Genomic DNA, 737 nt, shown 5'->3' with positions numbered 1-737 from the left:
ATGGCAAAAGGTAAATTCGAGCGCACTAAGCCTCATGTGAACATTGGCACGATTGGTCACGTCGACCATGGCAAGACGTCGCTGACGGCGGCGATCACCAAGTATTTTGGCGAATACAAGCGCTATGACCAGATCGATGCGGCGCCCGAAGAGAAGGCGCGCGGCATCACCATTTCGACGGCGCATGTCGAATACGAGACCGCCAACCGCCACTATGCCCATGTCGATTGCCCCGGCCACGCCGACTATGTGAAGAACATGATCACCGGTGCCGCGCAGATGGACGGCGCGATCCTGGTGGTGTCGGCCGCCGACGGTCCGATGCCGCAGACCCGCGAGCACATCCTTTTGGCCCGCCAGGTCGGCGTGCCCTCGATCGTGGTGTTTTTGAACAAGGTCGACCAGGTCGACGACGCCGAGCTGCTCGAGCTGGTCGAGCTCGAGGTGCGCGAGCTTTTGACCAAGAACGAGTTCCCCGGCGACGACATTCCGATCGTCAAGGGTTCGGCGCTTGCCGCCCTTGAAGACAGCGACAAGAAGATCGGCGAGGACGCCATCCGCGAACTGATGGCTCAGGTCGACGCCTATATCCCGACGCCGGTTCGTCCGCTCGACAAGCCGTTCCTGATGCCGATCGAGGACGTGTTCTCGATCTCGGGCCGTGGCACGGTGGTGACCGGCCGCGTCGAGCGCGGCGTCGTCAAGGTCGGCGAGGAGCTGGAGATCGTCGGCATCCG

At 62.3% G+C, this 737-nt stretch carries 1 protein-coding gene; it reads left to right on the top strand.

Annotation, left to right across the window (positions count from 1 at the left end; genetic code table 11):
* Positions 1 to 737: elongation factor Tu (locus NKH17_RS33335; protein WP_352973542.1), on the top strand; the 737-nt coding region annotated here is incomplete at its 3' end.

It is taken from the genome of Mesorhizobium sp. M1334, assembly GCF_040317995.1.
Taxonomy (GTDB): Bacteria; Pseudomonadota; Alphaproteobacteria; order Rhizobiales; family Rhizobiaceae; genus Mesorhizobium.
The sequence above is the reverse complement of the archived record's forward strand: the minus strand, read 5'-3'. Positions and strand labels throughout refer to the sequence as shown.